Origin of the sequence: Dietzia cinnamea NBRC 102147, assembly GCF_001571065.1 — a bacterium.
GTDB lineage: Bacteria > Actinomycetota > Actinomycetes > Mycobacteriales > Mycobacteriaceae > Dietzia > Dietzia cinnamea.
On sequence record NZ_BCSW01000012.1, the window covers coordinates 1 to 22,940 of the forward strand.

General features: G+C 70.2%; 21 protein-coding genes, 2 tRNA genes and 3 pseudogenes. 20 read left to right on the forward strand and 6 right to left on the reverse strand.

Features of this window, described 5'->3' with window-relative positions:
• Positions 1-106 precede the first annotated feature (106 nt).
• From ettA to DCI01S_RS06480, 6 genes are read left to right on the forward strand one after another with little or no spacing between them, the layout of a single operon-like run.
• The gene (gene ettA / locus DCI01S_RS06455) at positions 107-1,780 is read left to right on the forward strand and encodes an energy-dependent translational throttle protein EttA (protein ID WP_061228462.1); all 1,674 of its coding nucleotides are present in this window, start codon (positions 107-109) and stop codon (positions 1,778-1,780) included.
• A 5-nt stretch (positions 1,781-1,785) separates the two neighbouring features.
• A complete protein-coding gene (locus DCI01S_RS06460; RefSeq protein ID WP_061228463.1) occupies positions 1,786-2,262 on the forward strand; it encodes an acyl-CoA thioesterase in 477 nt (158 codons plus the stop codon).
• Entirely contained in the window at positions 2,259-2,717 is a 459-nt protein-coding gene (locus DCI01S_RS06465) for an acyl-CoA thioesterase (protein WP_007626689.1), read from the forward strand. Before DCI01S_RS06460 ends, DCI01S_RS06465 begins: the two co-directional genes overlap by 4 nt.
• The gene (locus DCI01S_RS06470; protein ID WP_082767673.1) at positions 2,714-3,199 is read left to right on the forward strand and encodes an acyl-CoA thioesterase; all 486 of its coding nucleotides are present in this window, start codon (positions 2,714-2,716) and stop codon (positions 3,197-3,199) included. Before DCI01S_RS06465 ends, DCI01S_RS06470 begins: the two co-directional genes overlap by 4 nt.
• A gap of 35 nt (positions 3,200-3,234) precedes the next feature.
• The gene (locus DCI01S_RS06475) at positions 3,235-3,888 is read left to right on the forward strand and encodes a DUF8185 domain-containing protein (RefSeq protein ID WP_244881666.1); all 654 of its coding nucleotides are present in this window, start codon (positions 3,235-3,237) and stop codon (positions 3,886-3,888) included.
• Complete coding sequence (locus tag DCI01S_RS06480; RefSeq protein ID WP_061228465.1) at positions 3,885-5,063, forward strand: site-specific DNA-methyltransferase; 1,179 nt, start codon at positions 3,885-3,887, stop codon at positions 5,061-5,063. The genes DCI01S_RS06475 and DCI01S_RS06480 overlap by 4 nt, the downstream gene beginning before the upstream one ends.
• On the opposite strand, the gene DCI01S_RS06485 is transcribed toward DCI01S_RS06480, so the two are convergent.
• The 3 genes from DCI01S_RS06485 to DCI01S_RS06495 are packed head-to-tail and all read right to left on the reverse strand — an operon-like array spanning position 5,060 to position 7,807.
• Positions 5,060-5,803: an SDR family NAD(P)-dependent oxidoreductase gene (locus tag DCI01S_RS06485; RefSeq protein ID WP_061228466.1), complete on the reverse strand. Its 744-nt coding sequence runs from the start codon at positions 5,801-5,803 to the stop codon at positions 5,060-5,062. The genes DCI01S_RS06480 and DCI01S_RS06485 overlap by 4 nt on opposite strands.
• 19 nt (positions 5,804-5,822) lie before the next feature.
• On the reverse strand, positions 5,823-7,373 hold the full coding sequence (locus DCI01S_RS06490) for a glycoside hydrolase family 13 protein (RefSeq protein WP_061228467.1): 1,551 nt from the start codon (positions 7,371-7,373) through the stop codon (positions 5,823-5,825).
• Between the two features lie 38 nt (positions 7,374-7,411).
• A complete protein-coding gene (locus tag DCI01S_RS06495) occupies positions 7,412-7,807 on the reverse strand; it encodes a globin (RefSeq protein WP_061228510.1) in 396 nt (131 codons plus the stop codon).
• A gap of 402 nt (positions 7,808-8,209) precedes the next feature.
• On the opposite strand from DCI01S_RS06495, the gene DCI01S_RS06500 reads away from it, so the two are divergent.
• A complete protein-coding gene (locus tag DCI01S_RS06500; protein ID WP_061228468.1) occupies positions 8,210-8,821 on the forward strand; it encodes an HNH endonuclease in 612 nt (203 codons plus the stop codon).
• Between the two features lie 145 nt (positions 8,822-8,966).
• On the opposite strand, the gene pepN is transcribed toward DCI01S_RS06500, so the two are convergent.
• Complete coding sequence (gene pepN, locus DCI01S_RS06505) at positions 8,967-11,576, reverse strand: aminopeptidase N (RefSeq protein WP_061228469.1); 2,610 nt, start codon at positions 11,574-11,576, stop codon at positions 8,967-8,969.
• A 109-nt stretch (positions 11,577-11,685) separates the two neighbouring features.
• Between pepN and DCI01S_RS06510 the strand changes: the two genes are divergently transcribed.
• From DCI01S_RS06510 to DCI01S_RS06520, 3 genes are all read left to right on the forward strand, one after another.
• Positions 11,686-12,312 (forward strand): mycothiol-dependent nitroreductase Rv2466c family protein, encoded by a 627-nt coding sequence (locus tag DCI01S_RS06510; protein ID WP_061228470.1) that lies wholly within the window; start codon positions 11,686-11,688, stop codon positions 12,310-12,312.
• A gap of 63 nt (positions 12,313-12,375) precedes the next feature.
• Positions 12,376-12,849, forward strand: a complete 474-nt coding sequence (locus DCI01S_RS06515) for a ribose-5-phosphate isomerase (RefSeq protein ID WP_007626676.1) — start codon at positions 12,376-12,378, stop codon at positions 12,847-12,849.
• Between the two features lie 55 nt (positions 12,850-12,904).
• The gene (locus DCI01S_RS06520; protein ID WP_061228471.1) at positions 12,905-13,741 is read left to right on the forward strand and encodes an Fpg/Nei family DNA glycosylase; all 837 of its coding nucleotides are present in this window, start codon (positions 12,905-12,907) and stop codon (positions 13,739-13,741) included.
• Between the two features lie 58 nt (positions 13,742-13,799).
• On the opposite strand, the gene DCI01S_RS06525 is transcribed toward DCI01S_RS06520, so the two are convergent.
• Positions 13,800-13,873 (reverse strand) — tRNA-Gly (locus tag DCI01S_RS06525).
• Positions 13,874-14,075: 202 nt separating this feature from the next.
• On the opposite strand from DCI01S_RS06525, the gene DCI01S_RS06530 reads away from it, so the two are divergent.
• The 7 genes and pseudogenes from DCI01S_RS06530 (at position 14,076) to catC (ending at position 19,827) form a co-directional block, all read left to right on the forward strand.
• Positions 14,076-14,152 (forward strand) — tRNA-Pro (locus DCI01S_RS06530).
• A gap of 51 nt (positions 14,153-14,203) precedes the next feature.
• Entirely contained in the window at positions 14,204-15,601 is a 1,398-nt protein-coding gene (tig, locus tag DCI01S_RS06535; protein WP_061228472.1) for a trigger factor, read from the forward strand.
• 237 nt (positions 15,602-15,838) lie between these two features.
• Entirely contained in the window at positions 15,839-16,480 is a 642-nt protein-coding gene (locus DCI01S_RS06540) for an ATP-dependent Clp protease proteolytic subunit (RefSeq protein WP_007626671.1), read from the forward strand.
• 68 nt (positions 16,481-16,548) lie between these two features.
• On the forward strand, positions 16,549-17,172 hold the full coding sequence (locus DCI01S_RS06545; protein ID WP_061228473.1) for an ATP-dependent Clp protease proteolytic subunit: 624 nt from the start codon (positions 16,549-16,551) through the stop codon (positions 17,170-17,172).
• Between the two features lie 146 nt (positions 17,173-17,318).
• Positions 17,319-18,587, forward strand: coding sequence for an ATP-dependent Clp protease ATP-binding subunit ClpX (clpX, locus tag DCI01S_RS06550; protein ID WP_061228474.1), 1,269 nt, complete (start codon positions 17,319-17,321; stop codon positions 18,585-18,587).
• Between the two features lies 1 nt (position 18,588).
• A pseudogene (locus tag DCI01S_RS06555) lies at positions 18,589-19,476 on the forward strand (muconate/chloromuconate family cycloisomerase); the annotation flags it as partial.
• Positions 19,477-19,542: 66 nt separating this feature from the next.
• The gene (gene catC / locus DCI01S_RS06560) at positions 19,543-19,827 is read left to right on the forward strand and encodes a muconolactone Delta-isomerase (RefSeq protein WP_061228475.1); all 285 of its coding nucleotides are present in this window, start codon (positions 19,543-19,545) and stop codon (positions 19,825-19,827) included.
• Positions 19,828-20,195: 368 nt separating this feature from the next.
• Here the strand turns inward: catC and DCI01S_RS06565 are convergent.
• Positions 20,196-20,852: pseudogene (locus DCI01S_RS06565) on the reverse strand (acetyl-CoA C-acyltransferase); the annotation flags it as partial.
• A 2-nt stretch (positions 20,853-20,854) separates the two neighbouring features.
• Between DCI01S_RS06565 and DCI01S_RS16740 the strand changes: the two are divergent.
• From DCI01S_RS16740 to DCI01S_RS06575, 3 genes and pseudogenes are all read left to right on the forward strand, one after another.
• Positions 20,855-21,031: pseudogene (locus DCI01S_RS16740) on the forward strand (CoA-transferase); the annotation flags it as partial.
• Positions 21,028-21,657 carry a 3-oxoacid CoA-transferase subunit B gene (locus DCI01S_RS06570; RefSeq protein WP_061228476.1) on the forward strand — a complete coding sequence of 210 codons (630 nt, stop codon included), beginning with the start codon at positions 21,028-21,030 and terminating at the stop codon, positions 21,655-21,657. The pseudogene DCI01S_RS16740 and the gene DCI01S_RS06570, both read left to right, overlap by 4 nt.
• 162 nt (positions 21,658-21,819) lie before the next feature.
• Complete coding sequence (locus DCI01S_RS06575) at positions 21,820-22,812, forward strand: malate dehydrogenase (protein WP_061228477.1); 993 nt, start codon at positions 21,820-21,822, stop codon at positions 22,810-22,812.
• Positions 22,813-22,940: the final 128 nt, after the last annotated feature.

Sequence of the window (22,940 nt, forward strand, 5' to 3'; positions counted from 1 at the left end):
AGGCGTCCGCCGGGGACGCCGGGGCCGCGGGCGGACACGTAACATGGGGGTCGTGCCCGCGGCCCGCCGCGGTGATGTGACCTATTTGTGCAGGTGAGAGGGTAGAATGGCCGAGTTCATATACACCATGAAGAAGGTTCGTAAGGCGCACGGGGACAAGGTGATCCTCGACGACGTCACGATGGCCTTCTACCCCGGTGCGAAGATCGGCGTGGTCGGCCCCAACGGCGCCGGTAAGTCCTCGATCCTCAAGATCATGGCCGGCCTGGACCAGCCGTCCAACGGCGAGGCATTCCTCGACCCCGAGGCCACGGTCGGGATCCTCCTGCAGGAGCCCGAGCTCGACCCGGACAAGACCGTCAAGGAGAACGTCGAGGACGGCCTCGGCGAGACCATGGTCAAGCTGCGGCGGTACAACGAGGTCGCCGAGGAGATGGCGACCAACTACACCGATGAGCTCATGGAGGAGATGGGCGTCCTCCAGGAGTACCTGGACGCGGTCGACGCCTGGGAGGTCGACTCGCAGATCGAGCAGGCGATGGACGCGCTCCGCTGCCCGCCGGGTGACGCGCCGGTCACCAACCTGTCCGGTGGCGAGATCCGCCGCGTCGCGCTGTGCAAGCTGCTGCTGAGCAAGCCCGACCTGCTGCTGCTCGACGAGCCCACCAACCACCTCGACGCCGAGAGCGTGCTGTGGCTCGAGCAGCACCTCGCCAGCTACCCCGGCGCCGTCATGGCCGTCACGCACGACCGGTACTTCCTCGACCACGTCGCCCAGTGGATCTGTGAGGTCGACCGCGGCAAGCTGCACCCCTACGAGGGCAACTACTCCACCTACCTGGAGAAGAAGGCCGAGCGGCTCGAGGTCCAGGGCAAGAAGGACCAGAAGCTGCAGAAGCGCCTCAAGGCCGAGCTCGAGTGGGTGCGCTCCGGCGCCAAGGCCCGCCAGTCCAAGTCCAAGGCCCGACTGGCCAAGTACGAGGAGATGGCGGCCGAGGCCGAGAAGCACAGGAAGCTGGACTTCGAGGAGATCCAGATCCCGACCCCGCCGCGCCTCGGCAACGTGGTGGTCGAGGTCAACGACCTCCAGAAGGGCTTCGACGACCGGATCCTCATCAAGGACCTGTCCTTCACGCTGCCCCGCAACGGCATCGTCGGCGTGATCGGCCCCAACGGTGTCGGTAAGACGACGCTGTTCAAGACCATCGTCGGACTGGAGGAGCCGGACGCCGGCAGCGTCCGGATCGGCGACACCGTCAAACTCAGCTACGTCGACCAGAACCGCGCCAACATCGACCCCGAGAAGTCGGTGTGGGAAGTGGTCTCCGACGGCCTGGACTTCATCGAGGTCGGCCAGAACGAGATGCCCTCGCGCGCCTACCTCAGCGCGTTCGGCTTCAAGGGCCCGGACCAGCAGAAGAAGGCCGGAGTCCTCTCCGGTGGTGAGCGCAACCGCCTCAACCTGGCGCTGACCCTCAAGGTCGGCGGTAACCTCATCCTGCTGGACGAGCCCACCAACGACCTCGACACCGAGACCCTCGGCAGCCTGGAGAACGCCCTCGAGGAGTTCCCCGGTTGCGCCGTGGTCATCTCGCACGACCGGTGGTTCCTCGACCGGACCTGTACCCACATCCTCGCCTGGGAGGGCAACGTAGCCGAGGGCCAGTGGTACTGGTACGAGGGCAACTTCGAGGGCTACGAGAAGAACAAGGTCGAGCGCCTCGGCCCCGACGCGGCCCGCCCGAGCCGGGTCACCCACCGCAAGCTCACCCGGGGCTGACGTCCATGGCGACACCGGCCACCCGCGACACGGGCACCGCTCCGGCTCCGGCCGAGAGCGGTGCGCCGGGCGCCGTGCACCGGGTCCGCATCCCGTTGCGCATCTCCGACTTCGTGGGCTCGCACGTCAACAACGTGCGGTTCCAGGAGTTCTCCCAGGACGCCCGGATGATGTTCTTCCGTGAGAAGTTCGACGTCCCGGGATCGCGGGTGCCGATCGCCCTGGCGCGGTGGATGGAGATCGATTTCCGTCGCACTATCGTCATGGGTGTGCCCGAGGTGTGGGTCGAAGTGCGGACACTGCGCGTCGGCCGCACCTCGTACACCATGCGGACCTCGATCGGCACGGAGTCCACGGGCCCCGAGCCGTGCGCGGTCGTCGACACCGTCATGGTGGTGACGGCGGCCGACGAGACCACTACGTTGGAGATCAATCCCGAGGAGCGCGCCGCGCTGCTCGGCCACCGGGAGGATGCGGGATGACGTCACGCGACGCGACGGACGCCGGGACGTTCCGCTGCACCCTGCAGGTGCGGTGGGCGGACTTCGATCAGTACGGGCACGTCAACAACATCAAGTACATCGAGTACGCCCAAGAGGCGCGGATCCTGTTCATCCGCAGCCGCTTCGGGCCGTTCGGCCTCGGGAACCTCCCGCAGGTGGTCCGCCGGACCGAGATCGACCACCTGCGGCCCGTCCTGCGGGACTCCACGACAGTGGACGTGGAGATCGAGGTCGAGCACGTCGGCACCACCTCGTACCAGATCCGGCAGACGATCTACGACGCCGCGGGCGAGGTCTGCTGCACGCTGCGGGTGGTCATGGTCGCCTATGACACCTCCACCTCGTCGGCGGTGGAGATCCCGTCCGGGGTCCGCAACGTGCTGGAGGCCGCCCGTCAGCCGGCCGCGATCACGGACCAGGGGACGGCCGGGTGACAGACCAACTCGTCTACGAGGCCGGCGGCCCGCTGGGCGTGTCGGGGGAGCCGGGACGTCGGGTGTTCACCTCGGCGATGCCCGTCCGCTGGTCGGACCAGGACCTCTACCGCCACGTCAACCACGCGCGGATGATCACCCTCATCGAGGAGGCGCGGATCCCGTGGCTCTTCTCCGAGGGGCTGCCGACCGCCACGCTCACCGCCGGCGCGGTTATGACCGACCTGGCGGTCAGGTACCGCGGCCAGATCCGCCACGCCGACGGGCCCATCCGTGTGCGGATGTGGTGCGAGAAGGTCGGCGGTGCTCTGTTCGTGGCGCGACACGAGGTCCGCGCGCGCACCAGTCCGGATTCTGCGCCACCCGAGGTGGACTGCACCGCCACCATCGCCGCCTTCGACCTCGTCACCCAGCGACCCCGCCGGCTCACGCGCGACGAGCGCGGCTATCTCCTGGAGTTCCGGCACGGGGACGCGGCGTGACGGCGCCGGGGCCGATCCCGGCGCAGGGGGAGAGCGTGATCCGCATTCCGGATCCCGCCGACCGCGATGACGTGCGGACTCTCCTGCGTCGGCTCGTGCGGCTCGACGAGGCGGCCGTCGTCCGGCTCACCTCGAGCGGGGACCGGATGCGGGTGTGGGGCCGCACCCCCTTCGGCGCGCTCGTCGTCCGTGTCCTCGGCGGTTCGTGCCCCGGTGGCGACGTCGTCTGCGGCGCCGACCACCTGCTCACCGAGCTCGACGTCCTGCAGCGCGGCGACCTCGAGGGGCGTATCGATCCCGGCATGCCTCTGGTCTCCGCCTGGCAGGGGCTGCTGCCGCCCACGGACGGGTTCACTCGCGTCGAGGACGTGCCCGCGCAGGTCCTGCTCGATCTCACCGAGTCGGGGCGGGAGGCCGCGCGCGAGAACGCCGGTCCGGCCGGACTTCCGCCCTCGCTGCTCGATCAGGAGGCGTTGACCGTCCGCGCGGACACCGACCACCCGGTCGGCGTGGACATGCGCACGGTGTTCTCCGTGGTGATGTGCGGGTTCGTCCCGGAAAAGGCGGGCCGCGCCCCCGAGGGCGAGCCGGTCCGGGTGAGCGAACGCGGTGCCTGGCTGCGTCTGGACGCCCGCTACGGCACGGCGTTCCGCCGCACGGACGCCCTCACCCTCGAACCGCTGCGGTGACCTCCCCGGGCTTCTCGGTCTCGTGGCCGGGGCGCGGACGCGTCTCGGCCCCCGCGGAGCAGGGGCCGCCCCCACGGATCGAGGCGGTCTTCCCCGGCGAGCACGCCGGTGCCGTCCTCGTCGGCGACGGAGCGCGGATCGTCGAGACCGGGGAAGCCCTGGCCGGGCACGACCTCGCGCCCGTCGGCGCCGCACAGCTCGTCTACCTCGACCCGCCGTACAACCGCGGCGGCCGATTCGACTCTTATCACGACAACATGCCGCGCCTCGAGTGGCTCGACTACATCGAGAGCCGCCTCGTCGTGGCCCGCGATCTGCTCGCCGACACCGGGACCGTGTGGGTCCATCTCGACGACGCCGAGGCCCACCGCGTCCGCTGCCTGCTCGACGACGTCTTCGGCACCGACGCCTTCATCGCCGACCTCACGGTGGAGAGCAACCCCAAGGGCCGCCAGTTGGACCGGTTCTTCGCCGGGTCCCACGACCGACTCATGGTGTACGCTCGCGACCCCGAGCTCGTGCGGCTCGCCGGAGGCGTCGCCTCGGCGGTCGACCCCGCAGACTTCCCGCTCACGGACGGCGACGGCGTCAGCTTCAGGCTCCTGCCGCTGCGCAACACCAACAAGCGCTTCAACCCGCGCACCACGCCCACCATGACCTACCCGCTCTACGGCGATCCCGTGACCGGTGCCGTCTCCGTGGAGCCCGGCCCGGGCCTGGTCGAGATCCTCCCGGTGTTCGGCGACCTCACCCCGGCGGTGTGGCGCTGGTCGCGCGACCGGGCTCGCGAGCGGGTGGGGGACCTGGTGTGCCGCACCGTCCGGGGGCGCAGCGGCCCGCGCGTGGACGTGTACCAGCGCGACAGATTCGAGTTGGGCCGCATCAAGAAGCTCAAGACGATCTGGCTGGCCCAGGAGGTCGGCTCCACCGACACCGCCCGCGCCGAGCTGCGGGCGGCCGGGGTCGACGGGTTCCGCACGCCCAAGCCGGAGGCGCTGATGCGGCGGATCGTCGAGCTGGCCACCGAACCCGGCGAGTTGGTCGTGGATCTGTTCGCCGGATCGGGGACGACAGCGGTGGCCGCCCGCGGGCTGGGCCGACGGTGGGTGGTGGTCGAACGCAACCCCGACACCGTCCGCGACGTCCTGGTACCGAGGCTCCGGGCCGGTGACTAACGGAGCATGAGGCTGCCGCCGTCGACCATCATCGTCTGCCCTGTCATGTAGGACGCGTCGTCGCTGGCCAGGAAGACGAGGACCCGCCCGATGTCGGATTCGGGGTCGCCGAACCGCCGCATGGGGGTGCCCGCGAGCAGCTTCTTCTCGATCCCCGGGTTCGCCTCGATATACGCCTCGACGCCCTCGGTGAGCGCGAGCGGTGAGATGACGTTGACGTTGATCCCGTCGCGCGCCCACTCGTTGGCGGCCACCCGGCTGATCGCGCGGATCGCCTCCTTGGCGGCGGCGTAGGACGCCTGGGTGGGGCTGCCGTCGATCCCGGCGCCGGAGGCGAAGTTGATCACCGAGCCGTCCCGCTCCGCCAGGTGCGGATGCGCGGCCTTCATGAGCCAGAACGTGGGGTAGAAGCCGGTGTTGAACGACAGGTCCATCATGCCGCCGGTGGTCTGCAACAGCGGGGCCTGACGAGAGGCGTGCGCGTTGTTGACCAGCACGTCGAGGTGGCCGAAGGCGTCGACGGCGGCGGCGACGATCTTCTCCGCGTTGGCCTCCACCGAGATGTCGGAGTTCAGATACCGCACCGCGTCTCCGAGTTCGGCAGCGAGCGCCTCCCCGGCCTCGTCGTTGATGTCCACCACCAGGACGCGGGCGCCCTCGGCGACGAACGCGCGCGTGATGCCGCGGCCGATGCCGCCGGCCCCTCCGGTCACGAGGGCTGTCTTACCGGAAAGTCGCATATCCCGAACCCTTCACTGGTCAGCGCTGGAGCCACACGGCGGTGTCCGGTGGCAGTCTCCTCCCGTCGAGGGGGCCCGACGCGAGCACCACGTCACCGTCGGGCAGCTGCACCGCGTGACGCGTTGTATTGATCATGCACAGGACCGGGCCGTCCTCGCGCCAAAACAGTAGACACCCGTCAAGTTTGTCGTCCCACCCGACCGTCGAGGATCCCGCGGGAGGCCACGACCGCCGGATCTCGATCGCTCGCCGGTACAGCGCCAGCGTGGAATGGGGGTCGGCCTCCTGCGCTGCCACCGTCAGCGGCGCCCAGCCGTCGGGCATCGGCAGCCAGGTCCGCGGCGAGTCCGAGAACCCGTACGGCGGCCGGTCGCCGTCCCACGGGATGGGGACGCGGCAGTGGTCACGCCCCGTCTCGGCGTGGGCGGTGCGCTCCCAGGTCGGATCGGTGAGCCGATCGTGGGGGATGGAGTAGTCGCTGGGCAGGCCGAGTTCGGCGCCGTTGTAGACGAACGTGATGCCCGGCAGGGCGAGCGCGACGAGGAGCATGGCGCGGGCGCGCTCGGTGCCGATGGCGCCGTTGCCGTAGCGGGTTACCTCGCGCACGACGTCGTGGTTCGACAACGCCCATGTGGGGGCGGCGCCGGAGACGCGGGCGGCCTCGAGGGTGGAGTCGATCGCCTCCCGGATCGCCGCCGCCTCGAACGGGGCGCCCGTGAGGGCGAAGTGGAACGCGAAGTGCAGCTCGTCGGGCCGGAGGTAGCGCGCGAACCGCTCGACCGAGCCCACCCAGACCTCACCGAAGGCGGCGGTGCCGGGGTGGTCGTCGAGGACGCGCCGGATCCGTCGGTGGACATCGTGGACGCCGGGCTGGTCCCACCGTGCGTCACGGGTGTCGACGACGAGCTGCGCGATCTCCACGTCGTCGGGCAGGTCCGCCAGGTCGGCGGGTTTGGCGAGGCCGTGCGCGACGTCGATCCGGAACCCGTCCACTCCCAGGTCGAGCCAGAACCGCAGGGTGTGCTCGAGATCGTCGGCGACGTCCGGGTGCGACCAGTCGAGGTCCGGTTGTTCGGGGGCGAAGAGGTGGAGGTACCACTGCCCGGGCGTGCCGTCGGGCTCGGTGACGCGGGTCCAGGCGGGGCCGCCGAACACGGACGGCCAGTTATTGGGCGGCTCGGCGCCGTCCTCGCCGCGCCCGTCGCGGAAGTAGTAGCGTGCCCGCTCGGGGCTGCCCGGCCCGGCGGCGACCGCGGCGGCGAACCACGGGTGCTCCGCGCTGGTGTGGTTGGGCACGAGGTCCATGATGAGCACCATGCCCGCGGCGTGCAGTCGCTCCAGTAGCCGCTCGAGGGCGGCGACGTCCCCGAACAGCGGGTCCACGTCCCGTGGGTCCGAGACGTCGTATCCGTGGTCGGCGCCCGGCGAACGCATGATCGGCGAGAGCCAGATCCCGTCCACCCCGAGCGTCTCGAGGTGACCCACGCGGTCGAGGACGCCCTGCAGATCCCCCGTCCCGTCACCGTCGGAGTCGGCGAACGAGCGTGGGTAGATCTGGTACAGGACCATGTCGTCCCATGCTCGCCGGGCGTGCGCGGGGGACGGGGTCACGGCGCGTCGGCGGTGTTGACCATCATCGCGGCGGCGCGGGTGAGGTAGTCCACCAGCGCGGCGCGGTGCTCGTCGCCCAGGGTGTCGCGGTCGATCGTCTCGACCGCCGCGAGCATGTGGGTGAGCCACGCGTCGTGGGCGGCGCGGTCGACGACGTACGGGTTGTGCCGCATCCGCAGTCGCGGGTGGCCGCGTTGCTCGGAGTAGGTGGTGGGGCCTCCCCAGTACTGCTCGAGGAACATCCGCAGGCGGTCCTCGGCGGGGCCCAGGTCCTCCTCGGGGTACATCGGGCGCAGCACGGGGTCGTCCGCCACGCGGCGGTAGAACTCGTGGACGATCTTCCGGAACGTCTCCGCCCCACCGACCTCGTCATAGAACGTGCTGCTGCTCATGCCCTCCATGATGCCTGCGCGGTCACCCGAGGGCCGCCGGGGCGGACACCCGCGGGCCCCCGCGCAGGTGGTGGCGCCGCGCCGAACCCGCGCCCGCCCCGCCCGCCGCGACGCTTGCGGCGATATGGACGTACGCATGGCGGTTTTGGACGTAACCAGGCTGGTGATCCCGGCTCCGGAGCGACATGATTACGTCCAAATCTCGCCCCGCTGGGCTGCGCCTCGACACGCTGGGCCCCGCCCCCGCCGCGACTGGTCCCGGCAGGGCGGCCCGGCGAGCCCGCTCGCCTGTAAACCGCGCGAAGAGTTCACCGAAGGTGCATCATCGTTGCAGGCAAGGTTCACTGCGGGCCCGGTCGAGAATGGTGCACTGGGCTCGGAGCAGACGAGCGGAGACCGACCATGGGCACAGCAGTGCGCGAGAACTCGGAGTACCGACAACGGGGGGCTCGATCCCCGAAGCGACTTGAGCCGGTCCCGGACCGGCCGGTCCCGCTCGCGTCGGCGCCGCGCGTGCTGCTGCTCAACGCCAGCTACGAGGCACTCACCGCGTTGCCGGCCCGCCGAGCCGTGGTGATGCTGCTGGGCGGGAAGGCCGACGTGGTGCACGAGCATCCGGTGGAGGTCGTGGTGCGGTCGGTGGATACCTCGGTGCGCGTGCCCTCCGTCATCCGGCTCCGTGAGTACGTCCGGATCCCGTACCGCTCGCAGGTGCCGATGACCCGCGCCGCGCTCATGCACCGGGACGGGCACCGCTGCGGCTACTGCAACGCCAAGGCCACGACCGTCGACCACGTCGTCCCACGCAGCCGTGGGGGAGCGCACAACTGGGAGAACTGTGTCGCCTCGTGCGCACCGTGCAACCACCGCAAGGCGGACAAGCTCCTCTCCGAGCTGGGCTGGGAGCTCAAGGTGCCGCTCGTCGCCCCGCGTGGTCGAACGTGGAGGCTCGTCTCGCAGTTGCGGGAGATCGGCCCGTACTGGGAGGACTACCTCTACCTCGACGCCGCCTGATCCACGGCTCCGCGTCCCGGGGCCTCGGGTCAGGCGGGCGCGCCGGGACGCCCAGCCGCCCCCGGCGATGACGTCTCGCCCGCCCCGCGGTGCGCGCATGCCGCCATGGCGAGGGGCGGCTGTGGCCCGGTGGGTTAAACGCCGGTCAGTCGGCCTCGGCGGCGTCGACGGCCCGGGCCTTGAGCGCGCGGGTCATGTCCGCGGTCTGCTCGGCGATGATCCGACGCAGCGACGACGGCCGCGACTCGTCGGCGATCACTTGCTCGAACCGCTCCACGGTCTCGCCGTCGACCGCCCAGGAGGGGAAGATCCCCTCGGCGACGGTCTGCGCGAGGTCGCCGGGGCGGGCCTTCCACAACGCGGTGACGTCGTCGAGATAGCGCTCGCACAACCCGGTGAGCAGGTGCTCGTGGCCGGGCAGATCCAGCCCGAGGAGCGTGGCGCGGACGATCGCGTTGGTCGGGGCGTCGGCGCCTGTGGTCAGGATCAACTCCTCCGCTTCCTCCTTCGCGGCGACGGAGGGGCGAGCCGCCCGGGCGGTGGCGGCCCGGCGCGCCCCGCCGGCCGTGTCGTCGGCGGCGAGTTCGGCGTCGATGCGGTCGACGCCCTCGACGCCCGCTGCGACGAGCGCCGTGAGCACGGTCCAGCGAAGATCGGTGTCGACGACGAGGCCGGGCAGCCCCGCGTCCTCGGCACCCGCGTCGAGGAGCGTCCCGAGCACACGCTGCTGATCGATCCCGATCGGGCACGCACACAGCGCGGTGAGGAACGCGAGCTGGTGATCCGAACCCGGTTCCGCGTCGCGGGCCGCGGCGAGCATGGCCCCGGAGAACGTCGCCCACCCGGTCGCGGCCGCCCAGTCCGGGTCGGCGTAGCGCGCCAACGCGGTCTGCGCCTGGGTGAGCACACGCTGGACGACGCCGATCTGGGACTCGCGCGGGACGGCACGCGAGACCACCTCGACGAAGCGGCGGGCCGGGAGCCGCGCCTCCCGCGTCATCTCCCACAGCGCCGACCAGCAGAGCGTCCGCGCGAGCGGGTCGACGATGTTCTCCAGAGAGTCCAGGACGGTGGCCAGCGACCGCTCGTCCAGGCGGACCGAGCAGTACGTCAGGTCCTCGTCGTTGGGCAGGACGAGGTCGGGCACCGGTTGACCGGCCAGGTCGGCGACGACGGTCCGCTCGCCGGTGACGTCGAGTTCGGCGCGGGCCGTCCGCACGAGCGCGCCGGAGTCGTCGCGGTTGTACAGGCCCACGCCCAGACGGTGGGTGCGCAGCTCGCCAGCCCCCGGCGCGGCGGGACCCTGGACCACCGTCAGCTCGGAGATGCGGGCACCCGCACCGCTGCCGGAGACGGCCACGTCGACGGAGATCGGGTTGATGCCGGTGGTACGCAGCCACTGGTCGGCCCAGCCGGACAGGTCCCGACCGGAGGACTCCTCCAGCGCTGACAGCAGGTCGTCGAACTCGGCGTTGCCGAACGCGTGCTCGGCGAAGTACGCGCGCAGACCCGCGAGGAAGGGCTCGCGCCCGACGTAGGCGACGAGCTGCTTGAGCACCGAGGCGCCCTTGGCGTAGGTGATGCCGTCGAAGTTGGCCTCGACCGTCTCCAGATCGGTCATGTCCGCCGCCACGGGGTGCGTCGACGGCAGCTGGTCCTGGCGGTACGCCCACGACTTCTCCACGTTGGCGAACGTCGTCCACGCCTCCGTGTACTGGGTCGCGTCGACCTGGGCGAGCACGGAGGCGAAGGTGGCGAACGACTCGTTGAGCCACAGGTCGTCCCACCACCGCATGGTCACGAGGTCCCCGAACCACATGTGGGCCATCTCGTGGAGGATCGTCTCGTTGCGCCGCTCGTAGCGGTAGCCGGTCACCCGGGAGCGGAACACGTAGTCCTCGAGGAACGTCACCGCGCCGGCGTTCTCCATGGCTCCCGCGTTGAACTCGGGGACGAAGATCTGGTCGTACTTGCCGAACGCGTACGGCAGCCCGAACTCGCGGTGGTAGAAGCCGAACCCCTCCTTGGTCTCCGCGAAGAGGCGGTCGGCGTCGAGGTACTCGGCGAGCGAGGCGCGGCACAGCAGCCGCAGCGGGATGGTGCCGTGCTCGTCGGTGTAGGCGTCCTCCACCACGTGGTACGGGCCCGCGATGAGCGCGACCAGATAGGTGGACATGATCTCGGTCGGCGCGAAGCGGTGGACCACGCCGCCGCCCTCCGCCGGTGACTCCTCGGCCAGCGTGTTGGCCACCACGACCCACTTCTCCGGTGCCGTCACCGTGAGCGTGTACCTCGCCTTGAGATCCGGCTGGTCGAAGCAGGCGAAGACCCGCTTGGCGTCCGCCGTCTCGAACTGGGAGTAGAGATAGACCTCCCCGTCCGCCGGATCGACCATCCGGTGCAGGCCCTCACCGGTCGTGGTGTACGCCAGATCGGCGTCCACCACGAGCTCGTTGGACTCCTGCAGGTCCGGAAGGGTGAGGCCCTCCTCGTCGTCGTACCGGTTCTCCTCCCCGGCCGGGAACAGTTCCCGGCCGTTGAGGACCGCCGACCTGATCACGGCGGACCGCAGGTCGATGAAGGTCTCCGCGCCCGGGCGCGCGCAGGAGAACCGCACCACGGTGCGCGAGCGGAACGTGCCGGTCCCGGGCCCGCCACTGCCGTCGGTGAGGTCGATCTCCACGTCGTATGACTCGACGCTGAGCAGGTCCGACCGCGCGGCGGCGTCGGCGCGGGTGAGGTTGAGCGAGCGCATCAGTGGGACCTCGGTTCCTGGGGGTTCGTCTACCGCACCAGTCCTACCACCCGGACCCGACACGTAAGCGGCAGTGGCGGCACGCGCGCCGGACGGGGAGGATGGGGACATGACCTCCAGTACGCAGTCCACCACCCGTTCCGTCGACTTCTGGTTCGATCCGCTGTGCCCCTTCGCGTGGGTCACCAGCCGCTGGATCCTCGAGGTCGAGAAGGTCCGTGACATCTCCCTGACGTGGAACGTCATGAGCCTGTCCGTGCTCAACGACGGCCGTGACCTGCCCGAGGACTACTTGGAGAAGATGAAGCTCGGGTGGGGCCCTGTGCGCGTGGCCATCGCCGCCGCCAAGCGCCACGGCCAGGAGGTCCTCGGGCCGCTGTACACCGAGATGGGCACCCGCATCCACGACCAGGGTCGTGGCGTCGAGGACCCGACCGTCATCACCGAGGCGCTCCAGGCGGCCGGCCTGGACGCCGACCTCGCCGCGGCAGCTGGGACCGATGAGTACGACGACGAGCTGCGCGCCTCCCACCACCGGGGCATGGACCCGGTGGGCGACGAGGTCGGGACCCCGGTCGTCCACGTCGACGAGGTGGCGTTCTTCGGGCCCGTCCTGACGCGCATCCCGCGTGGCGAGGAGGCCGGCAGGGTGTTCGACGGTGCCGCGCTGCTCGCCGGGTTCCAGTACTTCTTCGAGCTCAAGCGCAGCCGCACGGAGGATCCGCGGTTCGACTGAGCGGCACTGTCGGCACCGGTGCCCCGGGGGTGGGCGCACCCGGGGCGTGGCAGAATCGCCGCCATGCGCATCTACCTGGGAGCGGACCACGCCGGCTTCGAGACCAAGAACGTCATCGCCGAGCATCTGAAGGGCTCCGGCCACGAGGTCGTCGACTGCGGCGCCCACACCTACGACGCCGAGGACGACTACCCGGCGTTCTGCATCGACGCCGCCCGGAAGGTCGTCGCCGATCCGGGCAGCCTCGGGATCGTCCTGGGCGGGTCCGGCAACGGTGAGCAGATCGCCGCGAACAAGGTGCCCGGCGCCCGTTGTGCGCTCGCGTGGAGCGTGGAGACCGCCCGGCTCGCGCGTGAGCACAACAACGCGCAGCTGATCGGCATCGGCGGGCGTATGCACTCGCAGGAGGAGGCGCTGGCGATCGTCGACGCGTTCCTCGACCAGGAGTGGTCGGGTGCCGAGCGGCATCAGCGGCGCATCGACATCCTCGCCGAGTACGAGCGCACCGGCGAGGCCCCCGCGGTCCCCGGGGCCTGAGTTCCACCGCGCTCGAGCACAGCGATGCCTGATTCCGCCGTGCCAGATCCTCACCGTGCCTGAGGGGCACACCCTCCACCGGCTGGCCCGCCTGCACACCGAGTACTTCGCAGGCGGGCCGGTCCGTGTGTCCAGCCCTCAGGGCCGGTTCGCGGACCATGTCGTCGTCGACGGCCGGTACTTCGACCGCGCCACGGCGGTCGGCAAGCACCTCTTCCACCATTACGAGGGCGGCCTCGCCGTCCACGTCCACTTAGGCCTGTACGGCTTCTTCGACACCCACCTGGTCCCCGAGGGGCAGGACCCGCCTGCGCCGGTCGGGCAGGTGCGGATGCGGGTGGGCGCGATCGCCGACGGAGGGCCGGCGCACTGGGTCGACCTTCGCGGACCGACCCGGTGCGAGGTGATCGCCGAGGCGGAGGTCGGCGACGTGCGTGACCGACTGGGCCCCGACCCTCTCGACCCGGACGCGGAGCCCGAACGGGCCTGGGCCCGGATCTCCCGCAGCGCGCGGCCCGTCGGCGCCCTGCTCATGGATCAGAAGATCCTGGCCGGGGTCGGCAACGTCTACCGCGCCGAGGTGCTCTTCCGACACGGGATCGCCCCGTTCCTCACCGGCAGGGAGCTCGACCGCGCCGAGTTCCACGCCGTGTGGAACGACCTCGTCCAGCTGATGGAGGTGGGCGTGGAGACCGGGGCCATCCACACCATCCGTCCCGAGCACGATCACGGAGACGTGCCGAGGCGGGGCGCCGACCGGCCGCGCAATTACGTCTACCAACGCGACGGCTGGGAGTGCCGGGTGTGCGGGGACGAGGTGCGTGCGGAGGCGATGGAGGCGCGGACGCTGTACTGGTGTCCCACCTGCCAACCGGGGCGCCGCGGCGGCTGACCGGGCGGGGTGACGGGATCAGCCCCGAACCCTCGGATGAGACGGGCGGGGCTCTCTGTGGAGCGGGTGACGGGAATCGAACCCGCGTATCCTGCTTGGAAGGCAGGGGCTTTACCATTAAGCTACACCCGCATCGGTGGCCTGACCTGGGGTTTCCTCCCCGGTCCCGCTCACGCTGTGACAACACTACCGGACGCCACGCGGCGCTCCCAACTCCCGGGCCGATAAGTCGGAATCGGCGCCGAGGTGGGCCTGTCGTACACTGGGCGAGTTGGTTTGGCGGCCCGGCGGATTCCCCGTGCGTGACAGCGGGGCGGTCGGCCGCGCGACCCACCGGGATGTGGCGCAGCTTGGTAGCGCATCCGCTTTGGGAGCGGAGGGTCGCAGGTTCGAATCCTGTCATCCCGACCAGCGGAGCCGAAAGACACGAACCCCCAGAAGACTTCCTAGGAGAACATCACCGTGAAGAGCACTGTCGAGCAGCTCAACCCGACCCGGGTCAAGATCACCGTGGAGGTGCCGTTCGCGGAGCTCGAGCCGGACTTCGCCAAGGCCTACAAGTCGCTCGCCGGCCAGGTCAACATCCCGGGCTTCCGTCCCGGTAAGGCCCCGGCCAAGCTCCTCGAGTCGCGGATCGGTCGCCCGGCCGTCCTCGAGCAGGTCATCAACGACATGATCCCCGCGCGCTACAGCCAGGCCGTCGACGAGCACGAGCTCGTGGTCCTGGCCCAGCCCGAGATCGAGGTCACCAAGCTCGAGGACAACGACGTCGTGGAGTTCACGGCCGAGGTCGACGTCCGCCCGGAGATCACCCTGCCGAAGTTCAAGGACCTCGAGGTCACCGTCGAGGCGCCCGAGACCGACGACGCAGCCGTCGACGCCGAGCTCGACAACCTCCGTGCCCGCTTCGGCACCCTCAAGGGCGTCGAGCGTGGCGCCACCAAGGGCGACTTCCTGTCCGTGGACCTGGCCGCGACCGTCGACGGCGAGCCGGTCGAGGACGCCTCCACCGAGGGCCTGTCCTACGAGCTCGGCTCGGGCACCCTCATCGAGGGTCTCGACGAGGCCGCCGAGGGCCTCAAGGCCGGCGAGTCGAAGGAGTTCACCTCCTCGCTCGTCGCCGGTGAGCACGCCGGCAAGGAGGCCGTCATCACGGTGACCGTCCAGTCGGTCAAGGAGCGCGAGCTGCCCGAGGCCGACGACGAGTTCGCCCAGATGGCCAGCGAGTTCGACACCCTCGAGGAGCTGCGCGCCGACCTCACCGAGAAGGTCGCCCAGCAGGCGAAGGCCGGCCTGGCCGGGGAGATCCGCGACAAGGTGCTCGACGCGCTTCTCGAGGCCACCGACGTCCCGACCCCCGACGCCCTCGTCGAGGCCGAGGCGCACCAGCAGCTGCACTCGATCTTCGGCGATGCCGCGCACGACGACGACATGATCAACTCCATGCTCGCCGCGGAGGGCACCGACCGCGAGACCTTCGATGCGGAGACGCTCGAGGCCACCGCCCGTGCCATCCGTAGCCAGCTCCTGCTGGACGCGGTCGCCGAGGAGGCCTCCACCGACGTCTCGCAGGAGGAGCTCACGCAGCACATCCTGTTCCAGGCCCAGCGCTACGGCATGGACCCCAACCAGTTCGTGCAGCAGATCCAGCAGGCCGGTCAGCTCGGCTCGCTGTTCTCCGACGTCCGCCGCTCCAAGGCTCTGGCCGACGTGATCCAGCAGGTCACCGTCAAGGACGCCGAGGGCAACATCGTGGACACCTCCGAGTTCTTCGGCACCCGTGAGGACGCCTCGGACGAGGACGCCGCCGATGAGGCGACCGACTCCGTCGACGAGTCGCGCGAGGACACCGACGCCTGATCGGCACGCCCAGTCGCACCCGGGGGCCGGGGACCACCACGCGTGGTCCCCGGCCCTCTCCTCGTCAGGGGCTGCCCCGGCGGAGAGCGGGGTCGGCCGACGCTGAGAGCGAACACCCGCCCCGGCGGGACGGTTCCGTCCCCGGCGTTGGTTAGTGTTTGACGTAACGGTTCCCCGGCCACCGGTCGGCCGGGCGCCGCGCGAGCGGTGAAGACGATGAGCGAAGGTAGGTTCCCCGTGGCCCAGAACGGTTCAGCGGCTCAGCCCGGTTCGACACAGCCCGCCCTCAACTCGCCGGGGTCCCACGGACTCACTCTCGGCGACTCGGTGTACGAACGTCTCCTCCAGGAACGGATCATCTTCCTGGGGTCCCAGGTCGACGACGACATCGCCAACCGCCTCTGCGCGCAGATGCTCCTGCTCGCCGCGGAGGATCCCTCCCGCGACATCGCGATGTACATCAACTCGCCCGGCGGCTCGGTGACGGCCGGTATGGCCATCTACGACACCATGCAGTTCGTCGAGTGCGACGTGGCCACCTACGGCATGGGTCTGGCCGCCTCGATGGGCCAGTTCCTGCTGGCGGCCGGGACGAAGGGCAAGCGCTACGCCCTGCCGCACGCCAAGATCATGATGCACCAGCCGTCGGCCGGCGTCGGAGGCTCCGCCGCCGACATCGCCATCCAGGCCGAGCAGTTCGCGGCGACCAAGCGTGAGATGGCCGAGCTCATCGCCTTCCACACCGGTCAGTCGTTCGAGCAGGTCACCGAGGACTCCGACCGCGACCGCTGGTTCACGGCCGAGCAGGCCAAGGAGTACGGCTTCGTCGACCACGTTATCTCGCGTGCGTCCCAGTCCGGCGGGTCCTCGCCGTCGTGATCGAGTCCTTCCCCGGCGGGAGCGCTCCCGCCGACCGTCCAGCCCCGCACACGACCACGGAGTCCCCGATGACCTCACTGCCGTCCTCGCGCTACATTCTCCCGTCCTTCGTCGAGCACTCCAGCTACGGCGTCAAGGAATCCAACCCGTACAACAAGCTCTTCGAGGAGCGCATCATCTTCCTGGGCACCCAGGTCGACGACGCCTCGGCGAACGACATCATGGCCCAGCTCCTGGTCCTGGAGGGCCAGGATCCGGACCGCGACATCACCATGTACATCAACTCGCCGGGCGGCTCGTTCACGTCGCTCATGGCGATCTACGACACGATGCAGTACGTGCGCCCGGACGTCGTGACGGTGTGCCTCGGGCAGGCCGCGTCGGCCGCGGCCGTGCTGCTCGCGGCGGGCACGAAGGGCAAGCGCGCCGCGCTTCCCAACGCCCGCATCCTCATCCACCAGCCGGCCACCGGCGGCATCCAGGGCCAGGTCTCGGACCTCGAGATCCAGGCCGCGGAGATCGAGCGGATGCGTCGACTCATGGAGACCACCCTCGCCCGTCACACCGGTCGTGACGCCGACCAGATCCGCAAGGACACGGACCGCGACAAGATCCTCACGGCCGAGGAGGCCAGGGACTACGGCATCATCGACACCGTGTTCGACTACCGCAAGCTGTCGGCGGGCAACTGACGCGGCGGCGGCGCGCCGCTCAGGGGAGCGGTGCGCCGTCGGGTGCAATGAACTGATCGCGCGGGGCGGCTTTTGTGGCCGCTCCCGCGTACCGTCGACTACGGGGCGTGACATCGACGCCCCCGGAATGCGAGGACGTAGAACTCATGGCGCGTGTGGGTGAGAGCGGCGACCTGTTGAAGTGTTCCTTCTGTGGGAAGAGTCAGAAGCAGGTCAAGAAGCTGATCGCCGGTCCCGGGGTCTACATCTGCGACGAGTGCATCGAGCTGTGCAACGAGATCATCGAGTCGGAGGTCGACGAGTCGCAGGAGGCGGGTCTCGACGCGCTGCCCAAGCCGGCCGAGATCCACGCGTTCCTCGACGAGTACGTGGTGGGGCAGGACGCGGCCAAGCGCAATCTCGCGGTGGCGGTCTACAACCACTACAAGCGTATCCGCGTGGGCGCGACCCTCGGACGTGGTGACGGCGTCGAGCTGGCCAAGTCCAACATCCTCATGCTGGGCCCGACCGGCTGCGGCAAGACCTACCTCGCGCAGACCCTCGCCAAGATGCTCAACGTGCCGTTCGCGATCGCGGACGCCACGGCGCTGACCGAGGCCGGGTACGTGGGCGAGGACGTGGAGAACATCCTCCTCAAGCTCATCCAGGCCGCTGACTTCGACACCAAGCGCGCCGAGATGGGCATCATCTACATCGACGAGGTCGACAAGATCGCGCGCAAGGCGGAGAACCCGTCGATCACGCGGGACGTGTCCGGCGAGGGCGTCCAGCAGGCGCTGCTCAAGATCCTCGAGGGGACCCAGGCGTCGGTGCCGCCGCAGGGCGGGCGCAAGCATCCCCACCAGGAGTTCATCCAGATCGACACGTCCAACGTGCTGTTCATCGTGGCCGGCGCGTTCCAGGGCTTGGAGAAGATCGTCGGCGACCGCGTGGGCCGCAAGGGCCTGGGGTTCGGCGCGGAGGTGGCCAGTAAGAACGAGCTGGACACCACGGACAACTTCTCGGAGGTCATGCCCGAGGACCTGGTCAAGTTCGGCCTGATCCCGGAGTTCATCGGGCGCCTGCCCGTGGTGGCGACCGTGACGAGCCTCGACCGCGAGGCCCTGGTGAACATCCTCGCCGAGCCGAAGAACGCGCTGGTCAAGCAGTACGCCCGCCTGTTCGAGATGGACGGCGTGGAGCTCGAGTTCACGCAGGACGCGCTCGAGGCAGTGGCCGATCAGGCGATCCTTCGCGGCACCGGCGCCCGTGGTCTGCGTGCGATCATGGAGGAGGTGCTCCTGCCGGTGATGTACGACATCCCGGGCCGCGACGACGTCGCCCGCGTGGTGGTCACCGGCGAGACGGTGCGCGACAACGTCCTCCCGACGATCGTCCCGGTCTCCGAGGAGGAGCCCCGCGAGCGCTCGGCGTGAGCTGACCGGCCGGCGGGTGGAGGAGATCCCCGCCGTGATCGAGGCGATGGAGGGCGTAGTGGCCCGCGGCCGCTTCGCCAAGGCCGCCCTCGAGATCGCGATGTTCGACGCGTGGGCCCGGTCGTCGGACGTGCCGGTTCGCTCGCTGCTCGGCGGCGCGGTGCGTGATTCGATCGAGTGCACCTGGGCGCTGGGCGTCATGCCGCTCGAGGAGATGGTCGCCGAGATCGACGAGCTGCTGGCGGCGGATCGTCACCGCAGTTTCAAGGTGAAGATGGGCGCGCTGGAGCCGGCGGAGGACGTGGCCCGCATCGCCGCGCTCGCGGATCGGCTGAACGGTCGCGCCGGTCTGCGGGTGGACATCAACGCCCGTTGGGACCGGTTCACCGCCAATGTGCATCTGCCCGCGTTGGTGGAGGCCGGGATCGAGCTCATCGAGCAGCCGACCCCCACCGAGCAGGTCGAGGTGCTCGCCGAGCTCAACCGGTCGCTGCCGGTGCAGTTCATGGCCGATGAGTCGGTCCAGTCGCCGCACGACGCGCTCGAGGTCGCCCGTCGGGACGCGGCCGGGGTAATCGCGGTCAAGACCACCAAGCTCGGTGGGCTCACCCGCGGCAAGGAGGCCGTGGCGGTCGCCCGCGCAGCGGGGATCGCCTGCCACGCGGCGACGTCCTTGGAGGGGCCGATAGGCACGGTCGCCTCACTGCACCTGGCCTGCGCGGAGCCCGGCTTCAACTACGGCTCGGAGCTCTTCGGCCCGCTGCTGCTGGCCGAGACGTACGTCACCGAGCCGATCCGCTACGAGGAGGGCCGCGTACACCTCCCGGAGGGACCGGGCCTGGGCGTGGAGCCCGACCACGACGCGGTGGAGCGGTTCACCCGCCGCTGATGACCGCCCCGACCCACCACTGACAAGCGCCCGACCCACACCACCGACAAGAAGGAGAGGCCGACAATGGCACTGTTCCACGTCCGCATGGACGTCAGGATCCCGCACGACCTGGACCCGGAGGTCCGCGCCGAGACCGTGGCGCGCGAGAAGGCCTACAGCCAGGAGCTGCAACGGTCCGGGAAGTGGCGTGAGCTCTGGCGCATCGTCGGCCAGTACTCGAACATCAGCATCTTCGACGTCGAGTCCGGCGACGAGCTCCACGAGATCCTCCAGGAACTCCCACTGTTCCCGTTCATGGACATCGAGGTCATGGCCCTGACCCGGCACCCGTCCCGGATCGACGGCTGACGGCGACATGTCGGACGCCCCCGGGGCGGAGCGCGGAACACGCGGTCCACCCCCCGGGGCGTCGTCGCTTCCCAGGACGTCCCGGCGGCGGGTGCGTTGTTCCGGGCACCGGGTGAGCCAGTCGGTGCCTCCCCTCCGCGACTACCGCGGGCATAGGCGCAGCGCGACCTCCGCGAGGTGCGCTGGTTCTTCGGCTCACGCTGCCTCTCCGTACGGAAATCCCGGGGGTGCGCTGCGGGAACGGACCTTTCCGCCAGCGCGAGTCGAAGGCGCAGCGCGACCCCCGCGAGGTGCGCTGGCGTAATGCCCGGGCGCGGCCTTCCCGGGGGGCTGCGCGCGGGTGGGCGGTTGCGGTCGCGGCGTCGGCGTCAGACCCGCTCGAACACGGCGGCGAGGCCCTGGCCACCGCCGATGCACATGGTCTCCAGGCCCCACTGCGCGTCCCGGCGGACCATTTCGCGGGAGAGGGTCGCGAGCATCCGGGCACCGGTCGCGCCGACGGGGTGGCCGAGAGAGATGCCGGAACCGTGCGGGTTGAGGTGCTCGGAGGCCGGATCGATGTCCCACTCACGCATGACGGCCAGAGCCTGGGCGGCAAACGCCTCGTTGAGTTCGATGACGTCCATGTCGGCCAGCGTGAGTCCCAACCGGTCGAGTGCTTTGGCGGTCGCGGGGACCGGACCGATGCCCATGGTCTCCGGGGCGACGCCCGCGACGGCCCAGGAGGCCAGACGCACGATCGGGGTCAGGCCGAGAGTTGCCGCCCTGTCGGCGGTGGTCACCACGCACATCGCGGCGCCGTCGTTCTGACCGGAGGCGTTGCCGGCGGTGACTGTGGCTTCGGAGTCCGCACGTCCCATGATCGGGCGCAGCTCAGCAAGCGCCTCCACGCTGGAGTCCGCACGCGGGTGTTCGTCGGTGTCCACGACCAGGTCGTCGCCCTTGCGCTGCGGGACGGTGACCGGGACGATCTCCTCGCCGAATGCGCCGGACCGCTGTGCGGCGACCGCCCGTTGGTGTGACTGGGGCCATGGCCGGCCGGGTCACGATCGTCCAGGCCGAGGAGGTCGTCTGCGAGGGTGAGATCGACCCCGCCGACGTCCACCTGCCCGGCATCTACGTCCAGCGCATCGTCGAGGTCGGACGCCAGGAGACCGGCGTGGAGATCGAGAAGCTCAGCAGCAACGGGGAGGATCAGTCATGAGCTGGACCCATGAGCAGATGGCCGCCCGGATCGCCGCGGACTTCACCGACGGCCAGTACGTCAACCTCGGCATAGGGATGCCGACGCTGATCCCCGACCACCTCCCCGAGGGAGTGCGTGTCACACTCCACTCGGAGAACGGGATCCTGGGCGTTGGCCCCTATCCGACCCGGGAACAGCTGGACCCCGAGATGATCAACGCCGGCAAGGAGACGATCACCGCCGCACCCGGCGCGGCGTTCTTCGGCTCCTCGGACTCGTTCGCCATGATCCGGGGCGGCCACGTCGACGTGGCGGTGCTGGGCGCGATGCAGGTCTCGCAGCACGGCGACCTGAGCAACTGGATGATCCCGGGCGCGATGGTCAAGGGCATGGGCGGTGCGATGGACCTCGTCCACGGTGCCGGCCGTGTGATCGTGATGATGGACCACGTCACTCGCAAGGGCGGTCTCAAGCTCATGGAGGAGAACACCCTCCCGTACACCGGAAAGGCCTGCGTCCAGCGGGTCGTGACCGATCTGTGCGTCCTCGACATCACCGAGGAGGGCTTCCGCCTGGTCGAGCTGGCGCCCGACGTGACGATCGACGAGGTCCGTCAGAAGACGGCTGCGCCGGTCCACGCCTGATCAGCGCCGCCCGCCCGGCAACTCCGCGCGCCGGGGAACTCCGCCCGCCCGCTCGCCCGCCGGGCGGTGCGGACGAGGTCGACGAGCGGGCACACGGTACGGGGTCGGATTCTCACTACTGTAGGGGCCGACCCCGTCGTCGTCCCCGGGAGGCCCTCGGATATGAACACCAACACCCCGGTCACCGTCACCGTCACCGGTGCGGCCGGCAAGATCGCCTATTCGCTGCTGTTCTGGCTCGCGTCCGGCCTGGTCTTCGGGCCGGGCACCCCGGTCCGCCTACGGCTCCTCGACATCCCGTCGGCCGTGGTCGCCGCCGAGGGAGTGGCGATGGAGATCGAGGACTGCGCGTTGCCGTTGGTCGACTCGATCGAGATCACCGACGACGTGACAGAGGCGTTCGACGGCGCGAACGCGGCGTTCCTCGTGGGTGCCCGACCGCGCGGGAAGGGCATGGAGCGGGCCGATCTCCTCACCGCGAACGGGGCGATCTTCCGCGAACAGGGGCGGGCGATCAACGACCACGCCGCCGACGACATCCGCGTGGTCGTCGTGGGTAATCCCGCCAACACGAACGCGTACATCGCCCACCGTCACGCGCCCGACGTCCCGGCCGGACGCTTCACCGCGCTCATGCGTCTCGACCACAACCGCGCGCTGAGCCAGCTGGCAACGCGGCTGGGGGCCCGGGTGTCCGAGCTCGACGGGGTGGTGGTCTGGGGCAACCACTCCGCGACCCAGTTCCCCGACGTCACCTATCTGACGCGCGGGGGCGAACCAGTCACCGCCGGGCTCGACCCCGAGTGGCTGGCCGACACCTTCATCCCGCGCGTCGCGGGCCGCGGCGCCGAGATCATCGCAGTCCGGGGATCGTCGTCGGCCGCCTCCGCGGCCGGTGCGGCGGTCGACCAGATGCGGGACTGGGTGCGTGGCACGTCCGGCGAGAGCTGGACCACCGTCGCGTTGCCGTCGGGTGGCGAGTACGGCACGGTCACCGGTGTGGTGACGGGGTTGCCGTGCCGCAGCCGGGGCGGCGAGTGGGAGGTCGTCGAGGGCCTGGAGATCAGCGATTTCCAGCGGGCCCGCATCGACGCCTCGGTCGCGGAACTGGTCTCCGAGCGGGACGCTGTGCGCGCTCTCGGCCTGGCGGACTGACCCCGCGATCCTCCACCGACCCTCGACACCGTGAAGTCCGACGCCGCGGACAGGTGGGCGTACGCGTGACGCCCGAGTGGCGAGGGGCCCCGAGGTGCCCGGCGCGGTATGCGCACCCACCGTCGGCG

Coding starts and splice junctions, on each gene's coding strand:
- DCI01S_RS06495 (WP_061228510.1), bottom strand. CDS start 7,807: ATGAGCAGCAGCACGTTCTATGACGAGGTCGGTGGGGCGGAGACGTTC.
- clpX (WP_061228474.1), top strand. CDS start 17,319: ATGGCGCGTGTGGGTGAGAGCGGCGACCTGTTGAAGTGTTCCTTCTGT.
- pepN (WP_061228469.1), bottom strand. CDS start 11,576: ATGCGCTCGCTCAACCTCACCCGCGCCGACGCCGCCGCGCGGTCGGAC.
- DCI01S_RS06500 (WP_061228468.1), top strand. CDS start 8,210: ATGGGCACAGCAGTGCGCGAGAACTCGGAGTACCGACAACGGGGGGCT.
- DCI01S_RS06465 (WP_007626689.1), top strand. CDS start 2,259: ATGACGTCACGCGACGCGACGGACGCCGGGACGTTCCGCTGCACCCTG.
- DCI01S_RS06510 (WP_061228470.1), top strand. CDS start 11,686: ATGACCTCCAGTACGCAGTCCACCACCCGTTCCGTCGACTTCTGGTTC.
- catC (WP_061228475.1), top strand. CDS start 19,543: ATGGCACTGTTCCACGTCCGCATGGACGTCAGGATCCCGCACGACCTG.
- DCI01S_RS06515 (WP_007626676.1), top strand. CDS start 12,376: ATGCGCATCTACCTGGGAGCGGACCACGCCGGCTTCGAGACCAAGAAC.
- ettA (WP_061228462.1), top strand. CDS start 107: ATGGCCGAGTTCATATACACCATGAAGAAGGTTCGTAAGGCGCACGGG.
- DCI01S_RS06575 (WP_061228477.1), top strand. CDS start 21,820: ATGAACACCAACACCCCGGTCACCGTCACCGTCACCGGTGCGGCCGGC.
- DCI01S_RS06545 (WP_061228473.1), top strand. CDS start 16,549: ATGACCTCACTGCCGTCCTCGCGCTACATTCTCCCGTCCTTCGTCGAG.
- DCI01S_RS06570 (WP_061228476.1), top strand. CDS start 21,028: ATGAGCTGGACCCATGAGCAGATGGCCGCCCGGATCGCCGCGGACTTC.
- DCI01S_RS06490 (WP_061228467.1), bottom strand. CDS start 7,373: ATGGTCCTGTACCAGATCTACCCACGCTCGTTCGCCGACTCCGACGGT.
- DCI01S_RS06485 (WP_061228466.1), bottom strand. CDS start 5,803: ATGCGACTTTCCGGTAAGACAGCCCTCGTGACCGGAGGGGCCGGCGGC.
- DCI01S_RS06460 (WP_061228463.1), top strand. CDS start 1,786: ATGGCGACACCGGCCACCCGCGACACGGGCACCGCTCCGGCTCCGGCC.